Source organism: Pseudomonas sp. A2 (genome assembly GCF_023100865.1).
In the GTDB taxonomy this organism is placed as follows: domain Bacteria; phylum Pseudomonadota; class Gammaproteobacteria; order Pseudomonadales; family Pseudomonadaceae; genus Aquipseudomonas; species Aquipseudomonas asiatica.
In genome coordinates, this window is record NZ_CP039127.1 from 2,925,832 (window position 1) to 2,941,339 (window position 15,508).

The following is a 15,508-nucleotide window of genomic DNA, read 5'->3' on the forward strand; positions in this document are numbered from 1 at the left end:
AGGCGAGCCAATGGTTGACCACCCGCCAGCCACTGCGTAGCCTTGCCACTTCGAGGTTCTTCGGCCAGGCCGAAGCTAAGACGGGAACGCGGTACAAGCCGCGGCTGCCCCCGCAACTGTAAGCACCGACAACGGATCGACACAGCCACTGCGCCCGCGCGCGGGAAGGCGTCATCCCGCCAGCCCGCTGCACCAGCGGGTACATGGAACGGTGCGAGCCAGGAGACCTGCCTCGTCACGTTTTCGACTTTCAACCGGGCGGGGTGATCCGGTGGCGAACAAGCCCGGCCGGCCTGGCCTGCGGCTGTCGTCCTGCATGCCCGCGCCAATCTGCCAAGGGCAATGCGACATGAAAACACTGGCCAAGCTCCCCGTCACCATCGTCACCGGCTTCCTCGGCTCGGGCAAGACTACCTTGCTGCGCCACATGCTCGACAACGCCCAGGGCCGCCGCATTGCGGTAATCGTCAACGAGTTCGGCGAGCTGGGCATCGACGGCGAAATCCTCAAGCAGTGCAGCATCGGTTGCACCGAGGAAGAAGCCACCGGCCGCGTCTACGAGCTGGCCAACGGCTGCCTCTGCTGCACCGTGCAGGAAGAGTTCTTCCCGGTGATGCGCGAGCTGGTGGCACGCCGTGGCGACCTGGACCATATCCTCATCGAAACCAGCGGCCTGGCCCTGCCCAAACCGCTGGTGCAAGCCTTCCAGTGGCCAGAAATCCGCAATGCCTGCACCGTCGACGCGGTGATCACTGTGGTCGACAGCCCTGCGGTGGCCGCCGGCACCTTCGCCGCCTACCCGGACCAGGTCGATGCCCAGCGCAAGCTCGACCCCAACCTGGACCACGAGTCGCCACTGCACGAACTGTTCGCCGACCAGTTGGCCAGTGCCGACCTGGTGGTGCTGAACAAGGCCGACCTGATCGACGCCGAAGGCCTGGCCAAGGTCCGCACCGAGGTGGCCGAAGAACTGCCTCCGGCGGTCAAGGTTGTCGAGGCCAGCAGCGGCAAGCTGCCGCTGGAGGTGCTGCTGGGTGTGGGCGCCGAGTCCGAGGCGCACATCGATGGTCGCCGTACCCACCATGATTCCCACCATGACGGCGATGACCATGACGATCATGACCACGACGCCTTCGACTCCATCTCCATCGACCTGCCCGAAGCCGACGAAAGCCTGCTGCTCGACGCCCTGACCCAGTTGGTGGTGGAATTCGGCATCCTGCGTGCCAAAGGCTTCGCTGCCATCCCGGGCAAGCCGATGCGCCTGCTGGTACAAGGCGTGGGCACCCGTTTCGACAAGCACTTCGACCGCGCCTGGCGCGCCGACGAACCGCGCATCACCCGCCTGGTGCTGATTGGCCAGGACCTCGACGCCGCCCAGCTGGAAGCGCGCCTGCGCCAGGCACTGGGCGCCTGACCCATGCACCTGCTGCGGACCCAGCCCGGCGGCTTCGTGCCGGATGACAGCATTGCCGACCTCGGCCAGACGCCCGCCGAGCTGGTGATTCTCTGCAGCGGCGATTCGCACCTGGCATTGCTCGCCGATACCGCCGAGCAATTGCCCGAGGATTACCCCAGCCTGCGCCTGGCCAACCCGATGCAGGTACAGAACCATGCCTCGGTCGACCTGTACGTCGACCAGGTGCTGCGCCATGCCAAGGTCATCCTGGTGTCGCTGCACGGTGGCGTCGGCTACTGGCGCTATGGCGTCGAGCAGTTGGTCGAGCTGGCCGGCCGTGGCGTGCAGCTGATCCTGGTGCCGGGTGACGACCGCCCGGACCCGGAGCTGACCAGCCTGGGCAGTGTCAGCGGCGAGCAGGCCGAACGCCTCTGGCACTACTTGCGCCAGGGCGGCAAGGCCAATGCCATCAACCTGTTCAACTGCCTGGCCAGCCAGTGGCTGGGCCGCGACTATGCCTGGGACGAGCCGCAGCCGCTGCCGCGCACTGCCGTGTATCACCCGGCCAAGGGCAGCGCCACGCTGGAGGATTGGTACCCGCAGTGGCATCCCGAACAGCCGGTGGCGCCACTGCTGTTCTACCGCTCGCACCTGCAGGCGGCCAATACCGCGTTCATCGATGTGTTCTGCCAGCGCCTGCAGGCCGCCGGGCTCAACCCGTTGCCGATCGCCGTGGCCAGCCTCAAGGAAAGCGCCTGCCTGGAGCAGGTCGAAGCCTGGCTGGACGAGGTGGGGGCCGAAGTGCTGGTCAACACCACCGGCTTTGCCCTGTCCAGCCCCGAGCGCCCCAACCTGCGCCCGTTCCGTCGCGACATCCCGGTGCTGCAGGCCATCTGCGCGCAAGACAACCAGCCCGGCTGGGAAGCCAGCGAGCAGGGCCTGGGGGCGCGTGACCTGGCCATGCACATCGCCTTGCCCGAACTGGACGGGCGCATCATCACCCGCCCGGTCAGTTTCAAGGACATGGCCTGGCGCAGCGAGCGCAGCCAGTCCGATGTGGTCTGCTACCGCGCCCACCCCGAGCGCATGGACTTTGTCGCCGAACTGGCCCGCCGCTGGGTCGAGCTGGCGCGCCTGCCGAATGCGCAGAAGCGCGTAGCCCTGGTGCTGGCCAACTATCCGACTCGGGACGGCCGTATTGGCAATGGCGTTGGCCTGGACACGCCAGCGGCCGCGCTGAACATACTCAAGGCCCTGCAGGCCGAAGGCTATCCGCTGGCCGACTTGCCGGGCAGCGGCACGCAGCTGATCCATCAGTTGCTCGGTGGCGTGACCAACGACCTCGACCAGCTGGACCTGCGCCCCTGCGCGCAGAGCCTGAGCCTGGCCGACTACCAGGCCGCCTTCGAGCGCCTGCCAGAGGCAAACCGCCAGGCCGTGCTGGAACGCTGGGGGCCGCCGCAGCAGGACCCGATGTACCGCAGTGGCCGGCTGATGGTGGCCGGCCTGCGCTTTGGCTTGACCTTTGTCGGCATCCAGCCGGCGCGCGGTTACCAGGTGGACCCCAGCGCGGTGTACCACGACCCGGACCTGGTACCACCCCACGGCTACCTGGCATTTCACTTCTGGCTGCGCCATGCCTTTGCCGCCGACGCGGTGATCCATGTCGGCAAGCACGGCAACCTCGAATGGCTGCCCGGCAAGGGCGTCGGGTTGTCGGCGCAGTGCTGGCCGGACGCCTTGCTCGGCCCGTTGCCGAACATCTACCCGTTCATCGTCAACGACCCGGGCGAGGGTGCCCAGGCCAAGCGCCGCACCCAGGCGGTGATCATCGACCACCTGATGCCGCCGCTGACCCGTGCCGAAACCTACGGCCCGTTGCGCCACCTGGAGCAATTGGCCGACGAGTTCTACGAAGCGCAGCTGCTCGACCCGCGGCGCGCTCGCGAGTTGCAGCGCGACATTCTCGAACTGGTCAAGGCCAATCACATTGACCGTGAACTGCAGCTGGAAGGCCAGCTGGACGATGCCGCCGTGTGGCTGCCACGCCTGGATACCTACCTGTGCGACCTGAAGGAATCGCAGATTCGCGATGGCCTGCATGTGTTCGGCCAGTCCCCGGAAGGCCGGCTGCGGCTGGATACCTTGCTGGCGCTGTTAAGGGTCGAGCGTGGCGACGGTCGCGGTGGCAATGCCAGCCTGTTGCGGGCCCTGGCCAAGGCGCTGGTGCCAGGCTTCGATCCGCTCGATTGCGAACTTGGCCAGCCGTGGCAAGGGCCACGTCCGGAACAACTGCAGGCCATGAGCAGCGAGCCTTGGCGCACCTGTGGCGATACCCGCGAACGCCTCGAACTGTTGGCGCTGCAGTTGATCGACCAGGCGCTGTGCGGCACCGTGCATTTACCTGCCCAGAGCGAATGGCAGCCGGTGCACGATGTGGTACGGACGCTGCGAGAATCGGTGGCACCCAGCCTGGACGCCTGCGGCAGCGCCGAAATGGATGGCCTGCTGGCGGCGCTGGCCGGGCGTTTCGTGCCCGCCGGCCCCAGTGGCGCACCCAGTCGTGGTCGCCTGGACGTGCTGCCCACCGGTCGCAACTTCTATACCGTGGACGTGCGCAACCTGCCCACCACCACCGCCTGGCGCCTGGGCTTCGCCTCCGCCAACCTGATCCTGGAGCGCCATCTGCAGGACCACGGCGATCACCTGCGCCAGCTCGGTCTTTCGGTGTGGGGCACGGCAACCATGCGTACCGGCGGTGATGACATCGCCCAGGCCATGGCGCTGATGGGCGTGCGTCCGGTGTGGGCCACGGGCAGCCAGCGGGTAGACGATTTCGAGATCCTGCCACTCAGCCTGCTCGACCGCCCGCGGGTGGACGTGACCTTGCGCGTTTCCGGCTTTTTCCGTGATGCCTTCGGCAACCTCATCCGCCTGTTCGATGCCGCAGTGCAGGCCGTGGCCGCGCTGGATGAGCCCGACGATCTCAACCCCCTGGCTGCCCGCGTGCGTAGCGAGCGTGCCGCGCTGCAGGCGCAGGGCGTGGACCCCGAGCAGGCTGCGCGCCAGGCGGGTTGGCGGGTGTTCGGTGCCAAGCCCGGGGCCTACGGCGCCGGGGTGCAGAACGCCATCGACGGGCGCCTGTGGCACAGCCGCGACGACCTGGCCGAGGTCTACCTCAATCACGGCGGCTATGCCTACGGCGCCAGCGACGACGGAACCCCGGCCCGAGCCCAGTTCGCCCAGCGCCTGGCCAAGGTGCAGGCGGTGCTGCAGAACCAGGACAACCACGAACACGACCTGCTCGATTCCAACGACTACTACCAGTTCCAGGGTGGCATGCTGGCGGCGTCGGAAACCTTGTCCGGTGCGGCAGTTGCCAGTTATCACGGCGACCATAGCCAGGCCGACCGGCCGCGCATCCGTACCCTCAAGGAAGAGCTGAACCGGGTCATCCGCGCCCGAGCGCTGAACCCGAAATGGATCGACGGGGCCAAGCGCCACGGCTACAAGGGCGCCTTCGAGATGGCGGCGACGGTCGACAACCTGTTCGCCTTCGACGCCACCACGCAACTGATAGACGACCATCATTACCAGGCGCTGGCCGATGCCTACGTGCTCGACCCGGCGACCCGCGACTTCATGCGCGAGCACAACCCCGAGGCCCTGCGCGACCTTACCGAGCGTTTGCTGGAGGCCCAGCAGCGCGGTCTGTGGCAGGCACCGGGTGACTACCGCGAAGCCCTCGAGGAACAACTGCTCGACGGCGAGGAACAGGCTTGAAATGAGTGAACCCGTGCAATTTCCACTGGCAGCCGTGGTCGGTGCCGATGACCTGAAACTGGCGCTGTGCCTGACCGCAATCGACCCGAAGATCGGCGGCGTGCTGATCGAGGGGCCACGTGGCATGGCCAAGAGTACCCTGGCCCGTGGCTTGGCCGACCTGCTCGGTGAGGGCCCGTTCGTGACCCTGCCACTGGGCGCCAGCGAAGAGCGGTTGGTCGGCACCCTCGACCTGGATGCCGCACTGGGGCAGGGCAAGGCGCAGTTCTCCCCAGGAGTACTGGCCCAGGCCGATGGTGGCGTGCTGTACGTCGATGAGGTGAACCTGCTGCCCGACACCCTGGTCGACCTGCTGCTCGATGTGGCAGCCAGCGGCACCAACCGCATCGAGCGCGACGGCATCTCGCACCGGCACAGCGCCCGCTTCGTACTGATCGGCACCATGAACCCGGAGGAGGGCGAACTGCGCCCGCAGTTGCTCGACCGCTTTGGCCTCAATGTGGCCCTGGAAGGCTTGCCCGAGCCTGAGGCGCGCCAGCAGATCATTCGCCGCCGTCTGGCCTTCGACAGCGACCCGCAGGCCTTTTGCGCGCAATGGGCCGAGGCCCAGGCGCAATTGCGCGAGCGCTGCCAGGCGGCGCGTCAGGCCCTGGCCGGCATTGCCCTGGACGACCAGGCGCTGGCCTGGATCACCGAACGCTGCTATGCCGCTGGGGTCGACGGGCTGCGCGCCGATCTGGTCTGGCTGCGCGCCGCACGCGCCCACTGTGCGTGGCGTGGTGGCGAGGCCATCGAGGAGGCCGATGTCGATGCAGTGGCCGAGTTCGCCTTGCGCCATCGCCGCCGCGTTTCGCCCCAGGCCAACCCGCCTGCGGCGCCGCAGCAGCCTGAACAGCAACCCGGTCGACAAGACGCGGGCAACCCTGGCGAACAGGGCGGGCAGGGCGACTGGGGCGCAATGCCGGCGCAGCCTGTGGCCAGCGGCGCGCGCCGCGAGGTGCCGAACTGGGCAAAAAAGCCCTGAGCATCCCCCAGTCACCTGCCAAAGGGGCGGATGCCAAAGCAGGCGCAGGTAAGCAATACGGTGCCAGCCGAGGCCGGGCGCGCAGTGCTGCGGCCGGGCGGGTGGCCTGGCTGCCGACCCTGCTCAAGGGCCGGCCCCGCCAGCGCCAGGACCTGTGCTGGCAGCAACGCCAGGCCAGGCCCGCAGAACTGTGGCTGGTAATCGTCGATGCTTCGGCCTCGACCCGTCGCCACCAGGCGTTGGCGCAAACCAAAGGGCTGCTGGCGGCGCTGTTCGACCAAGCCTACCGCCAACGTGCCCGGTTGGCCCTGCTTACCGCCAGCGGGCGCTCACCGCAGTGGCAGCGCCACGGCCTGAAGGCCTCGGCCGCCTTGCAACCGTGGCTGCAAGCCTTGGGAGCTGGTGGTGGCACGCCGTTGATCGCTGCACTGGAGCAAGCTCGGCACTGGTTGCAGGATCGGCAACGGGCCCACCCCGAAGAAGCGTTACGCTGCCTGGTGTTCACCGACGGTCGCCTGCAACACTGGAATACCGTGCAGCCGATGCCGTGCGCCACTCTGTTGGTGGACATGGAACTGGCGCCGGTGCGCCTGGGCCGTGCGCAGCGCCTGGCGCAGCAACTTCAGGCGGATTACCAGCACCTGCAACAGTTCAGGTTGGTGGATTGAAAAAGCACCGGTGCGACACTATGCCGCAATAAGAAAAGTTGCCAGAACAGCAACCCGGAAGTTGTACAAGTGCGTGGCGACGCACGCACTTGGTTTGCCGGCCGATATTATTTCGGCATTGACCACGGTTGCAGGTCGTAACCTTTTTCGCACAGTTCGGCGCGCACTTCCTCGATCAGGCTGGCCCACTGGGCCGGGTCGGAATAGATGCGGGAAGACACTTGCTTGCTGCCGATGCGGGTGCTGGTCCGGTCGATCACTGCCAGGCTCAGTTCACCAGTACCGTTGGGTGCATCCCAGGCTACGCACTGGAAGGGTTCGAAGGCGTGGTCGGCAATCAGCAGTGCTTCGTTGACACGGAACGGGGCATTCATGGTTCGGTCTCTCTATGGTCCCAAACATCCAGATAAAGTCCGCGTTGCTTCGAAGTCGCCTCGGTTATCGCGAAGTGCAGCGCGGGGTTATGTGTACTGATGCTCGTTGTCCGGGGGCGAGTCACACATTGGTTGTAAAAAAATTTGCCAGGGTCGAATCCGTTCTTGCCCATGCCGCCATGTGATGTCGATAAAGTGCGAAAATTCCCGTCACGCATTGTAAAAAAATGATTCGGCAGACAGACGGTACTGGGAACCGTCAACTTAGTTGCTACTGTTAATCGGGCGCCACAACTTACTGTTTTATTTCAAAAAACTGAAAACTGGCGCCAAGGATTGGTCATGCAGCAGCCTGCCGCCCAACGCCGTTTGCTCATCGTCGACCCCTGCGATGACTGCCATCGTTTGTTACCCGGATTGCGCAGCGCAGGCTGGGATGTGCACAGCTGCATGCTCGGCGCCGCGTTGGATCATCCCTGCGATGTGGGCCTGTTGCGCTTGCAGGCATCGCACCTGAGGCGCCCGGACGGGGTCAAGGACTTGATCAAACGCAGCAACACCGAATGGATTGCCGTGCTCAGCGCCGAACAATTGCGCATGCCGGCCGTCGGCGATTTTGTTTGTGAATGGTTCTTTGACTTCCACACCTTGCCGTTCGACGTTTCCCGCGTTCAGGTCACGCTGGGCCGGGCCTTCGGAATGGCGCGCCTGCGCGGCAAAGGGATGGCGAGGGTGGATGAAACAAGCCACGAACTGCTCGGTGATAGCCGCCCGATCCGCGAACTGCGCAAGCTGCTGGGCAAGCTGGCGCCCACTGAATCGCCGGTGCTGATCTGTGGTGAAAGCGGCACCGGCAAGGAACTGGTGGCCCGCACCCTGCATCGCCAGTCGCAACGCAGCGAGCAACCGTTCATTGCCATCAACTGCGGGGCAATCCCCGAGCACCTGATCCAGTCGGAACTGTTCGGCCATGAAAAGGGCGCTTTCACGGGTGCTCATCAGCGCAAGGCCGGGCGCATCGAAGCGGCCCATGGTGGCACGCTGTTTCTCGACGAAATTGGCGATTTGCCGCTGGAGTTGCAGGCCAACCTGCTGCGCTTTCTGCAGGAAAAGCACATCGAGCGCGTGGGGGGCAGCCAGCCGATCCCGGTGGATGTCAGGGTGCTGGCGGCTACCCATGTGGACCTGGAAAGGGCCATCGAGCAAGGGCGCTTTCGCGAAGACCTGTATTATCGCCTGAACGTGTTGCAGGTAGTGACCGCACCATTGCGAGACCGGCATGGCGACCTGGCGATGCTGGCCAGTCATTTTGCCCATTTCTACAGCCTTGAAACCGGGCGTCGACCGCGCTCGTTCAGCGAGCATGCCCTGGCGGCCATGGGCCGGCATGACTGGCCGGGCAATGTCCGCGAGTTGGCCAACCGGGTAAGGCGCGGGCTGGTGCTCGCAGAAGGCCGGCAAATCGAGGCACAGGACCTTGGTTTGCAGCCCCTGGACCAGGTACAGCAACCGCTGGGCACGCTGGAAGAGTACAAGCACCAAGCCGAGCGCCAGGCGCTGTGCGATGTACTCAGCCGGCACAGTGACAACATGAGTGTGGCGGCCAAGGTGCTAGGTATATCGCGGCCGACTTTCTATCGGTTGCTGCACAAGCACCAGATTCGCTGAGCAGCAGCCCTCGGCTGTGCTCGAGCCTTTGGGAGCAGGCATGCCCGCGAAGCAGGCGCTGCGGTGGATGGCACCGGGCTACGCCGGTATTCGCGGGTAAACCCGCTCCCACAAGAGGCCGTGTTATTCGTCCAGGTCTGCCGCTGCATGCCGCTCCGGCACCTGGCTGGCCTCATCCCCCCAGGTCCGGTTCACCCGTGTGCCACGCTGCACCGCCGGGCGCAAGGCAATCTCCTCGGCCCAGCGCTGCACATGCTTGTACTCGTCCACCGCCAGGAACTCCGCCGCGCCATACAGGTTGCCGCGTACCAGCTGGCCATACCAAGGCCACACGGCAATGTCGGCGATGCTGTATTCCTCGCCGCCCAGGTAGCGGCTTTCGGCCAGGCGCCGGTCGAGCACATCCAGCTGACGCTTGGCTTCCATGGTGAAGCGGTTGATCGCGTACTCGAACTTTTCTGGCGCATACACATAGAAGTGGCCAAAGCCGCCGCCCAGGTATGGCGCCGCGCCCATTTGCCAGAACAGCCAGTTCAGGCTTTCGGTGCGTGCAGCTGGCGCTTTCGGCAGCAAGGCACCGAACTTTTCCGCCAGGTACAGCAGGATCGAACCCGACTCGAACACCCGCACCGGCGGCTCGACGCTGCGGTCGAGCAGGGCGGGGATCTTCGAGTTGGGGTTTACCTGGACAAAGCCGCTGGAGAATTGGTCGCCCTCGCCAATGCGGATCAACCAGGCATCGTACTCGGCCCCAAGATGGCCCAGGGCAAGCAGCTCTTCGAGGGCGATAGTGACCTTCACGCCATTGGGCGTGGCCAGGGAGTACAGCTGCAGCGGGTGCTTGCCCTGCGGCAGGTCCTTGTCGTGAGTCGGGCCGGCAACCGGGCGGTTGATGCTGGCGAACTGGCCACCGGACGCGGCGTCGTTGCGCCAGACCTTGGGTGGCACGTAGGCGGGCTTGCTCATGCGTGAATCTCCTTAAATGGCGCGAAACGGTCACGTAGAGACGTGGACCTGCATCTATGCCACGGGTTCGACGAAAAGCGCAAATGCATAGGGCGCGGGCGTGAAGTGCATGACTTCGGTTTCATTCAGGTTTCATCCTGTGCAGCCCAGGCCGGTTCTATGCTGGGCTATCTCTTCGCCCTGCAAGGAACCGCCGGCCGATGACTCTTTCTCGCTGCATGCTGGCGCTGGCCCTGCTCGGTAGCCTTCTGGCCCATGCCGAGGCCGCACCCTGGGTTGTCGGCCTGCATCACATGACTCTGGCCGACCCGGTCGATGCCCGGCCCATGCAGGCGCTGGCGTTCTACCCGGCCATTGGCAAGACCCGCAGCAGCCGGATAGACGGCTACCCGGTCGATGTGAGTGAAGAGGCGCCGGTAGCATTGGGCCAGTTCCCGTTGCTGGTGCTGTCCCACGGCAATACCGGCAGCCCGCTGGCCTTGCACTACCTGGCGACGTCGCTGGCGCGCCAGGGTTTTATCGTGGTGGCGGTGGTGCACCCCGGCGACAACGCCCGCGACCACAGCCGCCTGGGCACCCTGAGCAACCTGTACGGCCGGCCGCTGCAAGTGAGTGCCGCAATTACGGCCGCCCGCGATGATGCGTTGCTGGGGCCTTACCTGAACGGTGGCAAGGTTGGGGTGATCGGCTACTCGGCCGGTGGTGAAACTGCCTTGATCCTCTCAGGCGCGCGCCCGGACCTGGACCGCCTGCGCAAGTACTGCCTGGAGCGCCCTGACGACGCCGACGCCTGCAAGACCCACGGTGTACTGATTGCCGACCGCAGCGAGCTGGTGCCAGAGGCCGACCAGCGGGTGGGGGCCGTGATGCTCATGGCGCCGCTCAGCCTGCTGTTTGGGCGCCATGCCCTGGCCGGGGTGCAGGTGCCGGCGCTGATCTACAGTGGCGACAGCGACCAGCTGGTGGCGGTGGACCGCAACGCCGAAGCCCTGGCCCGCAAGTTGCCGGTGACACCGGACTATCGCCTGCTGGCCGGCGCCGGGCACTTCGTGTTCATGGCCCATTGCGATGCCGAGCAGTCCGTGCGGATGCCGGCGTTGTGCAAGGACGCCGCAGGTGTGGATCGTCGGCACATCCACCATTCCCTGCAGCAGGAAGCCGCGGTGTTCTTCAGCCAGGCGTTGGGCGCGCCGGAGCCGGCCGAGCGTTCAGCGGCGAGTGGCGCGCCGCGCCAGCAACAGCGTTAGGCCGACACCGGCCAGGGCGAGCAGGGCGGCCACACAGAAGATCGAGGCATAGCCCAGATGTGCGGCCACTGCGCCCATCACCGGCCCGGCGATGGCCAGGGCCATGTCGAAGAACACGGCGTAGGCTCCCAGCCCTGCACCACGGCTGCTGCTGGGTACCTGCTTGATTGCTTCAACCCCCAGCGCCGGGTACACCAGCGATAGCCCGAAACCGGTAAGCCCGGCACCGACCAGCGCCCACGGCGGCGACGGTGCCAGCCACAGCAGGCTCAGGCCGAGCACTTCGGTGGCCATGCACGCGACCGCCACGTTGTAACCACCAAAGCGGTTGACCGCATTGACGAACAGCAGCCGGGAAATGATGAAACACACGCCAAAGGCACTCAGGCACCAAGCTGCGCCCACCCAGCCGCGCTCCAGGTAATACAGGGTGACGAAGGTGGTCAGGGTACCGTAGCCGATAGAGGCAAGGGTCAGGCCCAGACCGCACGGTGCGACCCGGCCGAAGGCCGACCAGAAGGGCAGGCGCTCGCCACGTACCACCACCACGTCCGGCCGCTTGCGCAGTACCAGCAAGGCAGATATCGCCAGCACCAACAGTGCCGGCCCCAGCACGCTGAAGTCCAGCCCGTCGACGGCCAATACACCCAAGGGGGCACCAATGGCGATGGCGCCATAGGAGGCGATACCGTTCCACGAAATCACCCTGGCGGTGTGTTCGGGCCCGACCTGACTGATGCCCCAGCTCAGCGTGGCCACGCCGATCAGCCCTTGGGCGACGCCCAGCAGCAGGCGCCCGCCGAGCAACAGCGCCAGGCTCAGCAGCGGTAGCGTCAGGGTCCAGGCCGAGAGCAGGGTCAACACCCCGCAGCCGGCAATCCCCAGCAAGCCGAAGCGAATGGCCTGCTTGCCCCCCAGGGTATCGGCCACGCGCCCGGCAAACGGGCGGCTGAGTAGCGTGGCCAGGTATTGCAGGCCAATGGTCAGCCCGGCGACCACCGCACCAAACCCCAGCTGGTCGTGCACATGGCTGGGCAGCACGGCGATCGGCAGGCCGATGCAGAGGAAGGCGATGAAGGTGTAGAAAACGATCGACAGGATCTGCAGGGTGATTTGCAGCGTGTTACTGGCGGGGGCAGGTTGTTGCGCGGTCATGGGCTCGTTCGCGGGCGGGCGGTTGGGCGTGGCCCCATCATGGCCGTTGCGCGAAGGAAATGAAAGCAGGCTAACGAATTATTCGTCGGGCAGTGCCAGCCCGTGGGGTCGGCGGTGAATTCTTCGCGGGCTCGCCCGCTCCCACAGGGACTGCACAGAATTCAAGGCCTGTGCAGTCCCTGTGGGAGCGGGCGTGCCCGCGAAGAGGCCGGCCCAGCCATACAAGATGGCCAGGCCGCCCCATCAATCAGACCAGCACACCCTGGCTACGCAGGTAGTCGTCGTAGGTACCGCTGAAGTCCACCACGCCATCAGCCGACAGCTCGATGATGCGCGTGGCCAGCGAAGACACGAACTCACGGTCATGGCTGACGAACAGCAGGGTGCCCGGGTAGTTCTCCAGCGCCAGGTTCAGCGCTTCGATCGATTCCATGTCCAGGTGGTTGGTCGGCTCGTCCATCACCAGCACGTTCGGCTTCTGCAGGATCAGCTTGCCGAACAGCATGCGGCCTTGCTCACCACCGGAAATCACCTTTACCGACTTGAGGATCTCGTCGTTGGAGAACAGCATGCGCCCGAGGGTGCCGCGGATCACCTGCTCACCGGAAGTCCACTGGCCCATCCAGTCGAACAGGGTCATGTCGTCTTCGAAGTCGTGGGCGTGGTCCTGGGCGTAGTAGCCCACTTCGGCGCTGTCGGTCCACTTCACTTCACCCTTGTCCGGGGTCATTTCACCGACCAGGGTGCGCAGCAGGGTGGTCTTGCCGATACCGTTGGGGCCGATGATCGCCACGCGCTCGCCAGCCTCGATGGTAAAGCCCAGGTCCTTGAACAGCACCTTGTCGTCGAAGGCCTTGGCCATTTTTTCGACGGTAACAGCCTGGCGGTGCAGTTTCTTGGTCTGCTCGAAGCGGATGAACGGGCTCACCCGGCTCGACGGCTTGACCTCGGCCAGCTGGATCTTGTCGATCTGCTTGGCCCGCGAGGTGGCCTGCTTGGCCTTGGAGGCGTTGGCCGAGAAGCGGCTGACGAAGGTCTGCAGTTCGGCGATCTGGGCTTTCTTCTTGGCGTTGTCCGACAGCAGCTGCTCGCGGGCCTGGGTGGCAGCGGTCATGTACTCGTCGTAGTTGCCCGGGAACACGCGCAGCTCGCCGTAGTCCAGGTCGGCCATGTGGGTGCAGACACTGTTGAGGAAGTGCCGGTCGTGGGAAATGATCACCATGGTGCTGTTGCGCGCGGTGAGGATGTTTTCCAGCCAGCGGATGGTGTTGATGTCCAGGTGGTTGGTCGGCTCGTCGAGCAGCAGTACGTCCGGATCCGAGAACAGCGCCTGGGCCAGCAGGACACGCAGCTTCCAGCCCGGAGCCACCTCGCTCATCGGGCCGAAGTGCTGTTCCAGCGGAATACCCAGGCCCAGCAGCAGTTCACCGGCGCGTGATTCGGCGGTGTAGCCGTCCATCTCGGCGAATTCGGTTTCCAGCTCGGCGACGGCCATGCCGTCTTCCTCGGTCATCTCCGGCAGCGAGTAGATGCGATCGCGCTCGGCCTTGACCTTCCACAGCTGGCCGTGGCCCATGATCACCGTGTCGATCACGGTGAATTCCTCATAGGCGAACTGGTCCTGGCGCAGCTTGCCCAGGCGCGTGTTCGGCTCGAGCATGACCTGGCCGCCGGACGGCTCCAGGTCACCGCCGAGGATCTTCATGAAGGTCGACTTGCCGCAACCGTTGGCGCCGATCAGGCCGTAGCGGTTGCCGTTGTTGAATTTGACGGAAACGTTTTCGAACAGCGGCTTGGAGCCGAACTGCATGGTGATGTTGGCGGTAGAAATCAAGTGCTTGTCCTGCGGGGGTTCCAGAGGTGTATTTAGGCCCTCTCGTCAGTTTTGGGCCAATTTTGGGCCAATTCGACTCGGGGCGGCAGCTTCTCCAGCTCCCTCCAGTCCGAGGAGGAGCTGATCCATTTCGCGTAGGTAGAAAGCAACATCTCAACGCTGTGACCAGGCTGGTTCACGATGAACGCGGGGTTCATCCCAGACATCAGGCACATGGTGGCGTAGGTGTGGCGGGTGTCGTACTGACGGCGTTCACGGATGTTCAGCGCCTTGAGCGCCGATTTGAAGTGGCGGATTGTAACACTTGGCTCGTTGATCCACAGCCCACCTTTGCTCGGTTGGAACACAAATGGGCTGACCGGGTGCGCTGACCTGGATACCACGCGCCGGAGCGTTGCCATCCTCTGGGCCTGCTGGATGGCATTCAGCGCGCTCGTTGAGCAGCACTGATCTGCGAATATTTCTAAGCGTCGCATAGAGGCGCGAGATATCATCGTCAGCGCTTTGCTCAGGGATGATCACCACTAGCTGAAGGGATTGCTTACATGGAAAGAAGCTATTTCGTAACGATGCTTGCACTGATTCTTCATCAAATAGATGCTGCGTATTGGCACGAGTGGGAGATGTTTTTCCTACCTGGTGGGGTACAGGGCTTTCTCCTGTTCAATATCTTGGCAATACCAGTGTTGCTGGTTGGTTATCGAAGCGTGTTGCTGGGTACGGTCAACGCGGTGTTTTTCGCCAAAGTTTGTGTTGGCCTAGGCCTGATCACGTTCCTTGTCCATGCCGGCTTCGGATTGGCTGGATATCACCAGTTTCACCTGCCTGCTTCGATCTCCATCCTCATTCTGTGCTTGGCCAGCTCTGTATGGCTGATGGCAGGGATACGATCCTCATCGCAATGATCGCAGGCGCCGCGCTTACGATCCTGCATCGCTGCACATTTAAATAACACTCCGGTGCAGCCTGCGATGGGGAGCAGGGCATCGGGCAGTTAACGTCAGGCTGAAGTGATGCTGGTTGTTCGGGCTACTAAGCGGCCACCGATGGGTGGTAGCGGCTCAGCGCGTCGATGCAGCACACGGTGCGCCACTGGTGGTGCAGGTTTTTACGTGCTCTCCATTCTTCCCGGGCGGGAAGATAGACGGCAATTCGGTGAAATGCGCTTTGCCCCTGAGCACACCGTTGGAGCGCGCAGGCCATTCCATCGTCATGGATGCTCCAAGCGTTGGCCTCATCGGGGAGGCGTCATTGTTTGAAAGGGGGTGATATTCTCCCCCCGCTTACCAAACAGGGAGATTGGTAATGGATTTTTTGCGAAGGTTCAGGGCGTTTGGCTTACGAATAAAGCCGACTGGATCTCCAACGGCAGCGTTCGTATGGCTTGCGA

General features: G+C 64.5%; 12 protein-coding genes and 1 riboswitch. Of the genes, 7 read left to right on the top strand and 5 right to left on the bottom strand.

All coding sequences use genetic code 11. The features are described from left to right. Window positions 1–36 precede the first annotated feature (36 nt). Window positions 37–250, top strand: a riboswitch (cobalamin riboswitch). A 99-nt stretch (window positions 251–349) separates the two neighbouring features. From cobW to E5221_RS13680, 4 genes are all read left to right on the top strand, one after another. Then, window positions 350–1,417 carry a cobalamin biosynthesis protein CobW gene (gene cobW / locus E5221_RS13665; protein WP_013972502.1) on the top strand — a complete coding sequence of 356 codons (1,068 nt, stop codon included), beginning with the start codon at window positions 350–352 and terminating at the stop codon, window positions 1,415–1,417. A gap of 3 nt (window positions 1,418–1,420) precedes the next feature. Continuing rightward, window positions 1,421–5,182 (top strand): cobaltochelatase subunit CobN, encoded by a 3,762-nt coding sequence (gene cobN / locus E5221_RS13670; protein ID WP_247847661.1) that lies wholly within the window; start codon window positions 1,421–1,423, stop codon window positions 5,180–5,182. A gap of 1 nt (window position 5,183) precedes the next feature. Beyond that, window positions 5,184–6,206, top strand: coding sequence for an AAA family ATPase (locus E5221_RS13675; RefSeq protein ID WP_015270206.1), 1,023 nt, complete (start codon window positions 5,184–5,186; stop codon window positions 6,204–6,206). 101 nt (window positions 6,207–6,307) lie between these two features. Further along, a complete protein-coding gene (locus E5221_RS13680; RefSeq protein ID WP_013972505.1) occupies window positions 6,308–6,874 on the top strand; it encodes a VWA domain-containing protein in 567 nt (188 codons plus the stop codon). A gap of 107 nt (window positions 6,875–6,981) precedes the next feature. On the opposite strand, the gene E5221_RS13685 is transcribed toward E5221_RS13680, so the two are convergent. Beyond that, entirely contained in the window at window positions 6,982–7,248 is a 267-nt protein-coding gene (locus E5221_RS13685; RefSeq protein WP_247847662.1) for a hypothetical protein, read from the bottom strand. Window positions 7,249–7,590: 342 nt separating this feature from the next. On the opposite strand from E5221_RS13685, the gene E5221_RS13690 reads away from it, so the two are divergent. Then, window positions 7,591–8,916: a sigma-54 dependent transcriptional regulator gene (locus E5221_RS13690; protein WP_123085618.1), complete on the top strand. Its 1,326-nt coding sequence runs from the start codon at window positions 7,591–7,593 to the stop codon at window positions 8,914–8,916. Between the two features lie 123 nt (window positions 8,917–9,039). On the opposite strand, the gene yghU is transcribed toward E5221_RS13690, so the two are convergent. After that, window positions 9,040–9,882: a glutathione-dependent disulfide-bond oxidoreductase gene (gene yghU / locus E5221_RS13695; RefSeq protein WP_013972508.1), complete on the bottom strand. Its 843-nt coding sequence runs from the start codon at window positions 9,880–9,882 to the stop codon at window positions 9,040–9,042. A 200-nt stretch (window positions 9,883–10,082) separates the two neighbouring features. Between yghU and E5221_RS13700 the strand changes: the two genes are divergently transcribed. Beyond that, a complete protein-coding gene (locus E5221_RS13700) occupies window positions 10,083–11,129 on the top strand; it encodes a hypothetical protein (RefSeq protein WP_015270209.1) in 1,047 nt (348 codons plus the stop codon). Here E5221_RS13700 and E5221_RS13705 read toward each other — a convergent pair. The 3 genes from E5221_RS13705 to E5221_RS13715 all read right to left on the bottom strand — a co-directional run bounded on the left by E5221_RS13705 (window position 11,091) and on the right by E5221_RS13715 (window position 14,519). Beyond that, window positions 11,091–12,284 carry an MFS transporter gene (locus tag E5221_RS13705; RefSeq protein ID WP_061552197.1) on the bottom strand — a complete coding sequence of 398 codons (1,194 nt, stop codon included), beginning with the start codon at window positions 12,282–12,284 and terminating at the stop codon, window positions 11,091–11,093. The genes E5221_RS13700 and E5221_RS13705 overlap by 39 nt on opposite strands. Window positions 12,285–12,531: 247 nt before the next feature. Beyond that, window positions 12,532–14,118 carry an ABC-F family ATPase gene (locus E5221_RS13710; protein ID WP_013972511.1) on the bottom strand — a complete coding sequence of 529 codons (1,587 nt, stop codon included), beginning with the start codon at window positions 14,116–14,118 and terminating at the stop codon, window positions 12,532–12,534. 32 nt (window positions 14,119–14,150) lie between these two features. Then, the gene (locus E5221_RS13715) at window positions 14,151–14,519 is read right to left on the bottom strand and encodes an integrase (RefSeq protein WP_247847663.1); all 369 of its coding nucleotides are present in this window, start codon (window positions 14,517–14,519) and stop codon (window positions 14,151–14,153) included. Between the two features lie 144 nt (window positions 14,520–14,663). Here E5221_RS13715 and E5221_RS13720 point away from each other — a divergent pair, with 144 nt between their 5' ends. Beyond that, the gene (locus E5221_RS13720) at window positions 14,664–15,023 is read left to right on the top strand and encodes a DUF6713 family protein (protein ID WP_061552408.1); all 360 of its coding nucleotides are present in this window, start codon (window positions 14,664–14,666) and stop codon (window positions 15,021–15,023) included. The last annotated feature ends 485 nt before the right edge of the window (window positions 15,024–15,508 follow it).

Excerpts from the sequence above, each read along its gene's own strand:
- E5221_RS13715 (WP_247847663.1), bottom strand. The coding sequence starts at position 14,519 with ATGGCAACGCTCCGGCGCGTGGTATCCAGGTCAGCGCACCCGGTCAGC.
- E5221_RS13700 (WP_015270209.1), top strand. The coding sequence starts at position 10,083 with ATGACTCTTTCTCGCTGCATGCTGGCGCTGGCCCTGCTCGGTAGCCTT.
- E5221_RS13675 (WP_015270206.1), top strand. The coding sequence starts at position 5,184 with ATGAGTGAACCCGTGCAATTTCCACTGGCAGCCGTGGTCGGTGCCGAT.
- cobN (WP_247847661.1), top strand. The coding sequence starts at position 1,421 with ATGCACCTGCTGCGGACCCAGCCCGGCGGCTTCGTGCCGGATGACAGC.
- E5221_RS13720 (WP_061552408.1), top strand. The coding sequence starts at position 14,664 with ATGGAAAGAAGCTATTTCGTAACGATGCTTGCACTGATTCTTCATCAA.
- E5221_RS13685 (WP_247847662.1), bottom strand. The coding sequence starts at position 7,248 with ATGAATGCCCCGTTCCGTGTCAACGAAGCACTGCTGATTGCCGACCAC.
- cobW (WP_013972502.1), top strand. The coding sequence starts at position 350 with ATGAAAACACTGGCCAAGCTCCCCGTCACCATCGTCACCGGCTTCCTC.
- E5221_RS13705 (WP_061552197.1), bottom strand. The coding sequence starts at position 12,284 with ATGACCGCGCAACAACCTGCCCCCGCCAGTAACACGCTGCAAATCACC.
- yghU (WP_013972508.1), bottom strand. The coding sequence starts at position 9,882 with ATGAGCAAGCCCGCCTACGTGCCACCCAAGGTCTGGCGCAACGACGCC.
- E5221_RS13690 (WP_123085618.1), top strand. The coding sequence starts at position 7,591 with ATGCAGCAGCCTGCCGCCCAACGCCGTTTGCTCATCGTCGACCCCTGC.